Origin of the sequence: Streptomyces katrae, from assembly GCF_000966975.1 — a bacterium.
GTDB lineage: Bacteria > Actinomycetota > Actinomycetes > Streptomycetales > Streptomycetaceae > Streptomyces > Streptomyces katrae.
This window is the reverse complement of sequence record NZ_JZWV01000863.1, coordinates 1-1,715: the sequence shown is the minus strand read 5'-3', so window position 1 is coordinate 1,715 and position 1,715 is coordinate 1. Positions and strand designations below refer to the sequence as shown.

The window sequence follows — 1,715 nt, the reverse complement described above, 5'->3', positions numbered from 1 at the left end:
CCGTGGTCTGCGCCGCCGCGGCCGCCGCCCAGAGCCTGGCCCTGCTGGCCGGGGCCGGCCAGCCCCGGCTGGTCCAGCTGGCGGTGGCCGGCGCCGCCGCGGCCGTGCTGTCCGTACTCGTCTGCCTGCTCCTCGGCCGTGCGACGGCCCACCGATGACCCCGCGCCCCGAGGAGGCCCCCGTGCTTCTGGTCCCGCTCTACGAGCATCCCGCCGACCGGCCCGAGGCCTGGGAGCGGCTCATCGCCGGCGCCGGCCGGCTGCACTCCGTCGTCCTCAACCCCGCCAGCGGACCGGGCGAGGCCCCCGACGAGCGCTTCGCCGCCGTCGCCGCCCGGCTGAAGGACGCCGGCGTGCCCGTCCTCGGCTACACCGACACCGACTACGGGCGCAGGCCCCACGCCGACGTGGTCCAGGACCTGCTGCGCCACCGCGACTGGTACGCCGCCGACGGCGCCTTCCTCGACCAGGCCGCCTCCGGCCCCGAACTCCTGCCCCACTACGGCCGCCTCGCCGTCGCAGCCCGCGCGGCCGGAGCCCGTACCCTGGTCCTGAACCACGGAGTCCACCCGCACCCCGGCTACGCCGCCCTCGCCGACCTCCTCGTCACCTTCGAGGGGCCCTGGGACGCCTACCGCGACGGCTCCGCCACCCCGCCCCCCTGGACCGCCGACCACCCCGCCGACCGCTTCTGCCACCTGGTCTACGCCGTCCCGCCGAACGCCCCGGCCGCCGCCCTGGCCGCCGAACGGCACGCGGCGGTCCACTGCGCCGTCCCCGGCACCGGCGCACACCCGTGGGGAACCCTCCCGCACGCCTTGGAGACCGCAGGATGAAGCGTTTCACCGCCGTGGCGGTCACGGCCCTGCTCCTGCTCACCGCCGCCTGCACGGCCGACCCCGACGACGGCGACGACGGACAGACCCCGCCCCCGCAGCCCTCCGCGTCCCCGGGCGGCCGCTGGCAGCCCCGGCCGGGGACGGCCTGGCAGTGGCAGCTGACGGGGCAGCTGGACACCTCGGTGAAGGTGCCGGTGTACGACATCGACGGGTTCAACACGACGAAGGAACAAGTGGCGGCCCTGCGCTCGGCCGGGCGCCGCACCATCTGCTACGTCTCCACGGGCGCCTGGGAGGACTTCCGCCCCGACGCGGACGCCTTCCCCAAGTCCCTCCTCGGCGAGGGCAACGGCTGGAAGGGCGAACGCTGGCTGGACATCCGCCAGACCTCCGCCCTGGAACCCCTGATGGCCAAACGCTTCGACATGTGCCGCGACAAGGGCTTCGACGCGGTCGAACCGGACAACATGGACGGCTACAAGAACAAGACGGGCTTCCCCCTCACCTCCGCGCACCAACTGACCTACAACCGCCTGATCGCCCGCCTGGCCCACGACAGGGGCCTGGCGGTGGGCCTGAAGAACGACCTGGACCAAATCCCGGACCTGGTGGGCGACTTCGACTTCGCGGTCAACGAACAATGCGCCCAGTACGAGGAATGCGACAGCCTGACCCCCTTCATCAAGGCGGACAAGGCGGTCTTCCACGTCGAATACGAACGCTCGACGAACGAGTTCTGCGCCCGCTCGAAGGAGTTGAGGCTGAGCTCAATGGAAAAGAAATACGACCTGGGCCCCTGGCGAAAGCCCTGCTGACGGGCCCGCCATCTCCCCCGCGAGGGGTGGGGGCCGGCCGGTGGCTGCCCACCCGCCTCCCC

Annotated in this window: 2 protein-coding genes; both read left to right on the top strand. The window is 73.2% G+C overall.

Going from position 1 to position 1,715, the window contains the following annotated elements:
• Window positions 1-154 precede the first annotated feature (154 nt).
• Window positions 155-835 carry a spherulation-specific family 4 protein gene (locus VR44_RS28295; RefSeq protein WP_045950448.1) on the top strand — a complete coding sequence of 227 codons (681 nt, stop codon included), beginning with the start codon at window positions 155-157 and terminating at the stop codon, window positions 833-835.
• Window positions 832-1,653 carry an endo alpha-1,4 polygalactosaminidase gene (locus VR44_RS28290; protein WP_045950447.1) on the top strand — a complete coding sequence of 274 codons (822 nt, stop codon included), beginning with the start codon at window positions 832-834 and terminating at the stop codon, window positions 1,651-1,653. Before VR44_RS28295 ends, VR44_RS28290 begins: the two co-directional genes overlap by 4 nt.
• Window positions 1,654-1,715 lie beyond the last annotated feature (62 nt).

Excerpts from the sequence above, each read along its gene's own strand:
- VR44_RS28290 (WP_045950447.1), top strand. The coding sequence starts at position 832 with ATGAAGCGTTTCACCGCCGTGGCGGTCACGGCCCTGCTCCTGCTCACC.
- VR44_RS28295 (WP_045950448.1), top strand. The coding sequence starts at position 155 with ATGACCCCGCGCCCCGAGGAGGCCCCCGTGCTTCTGGTCCCGCTCTAC.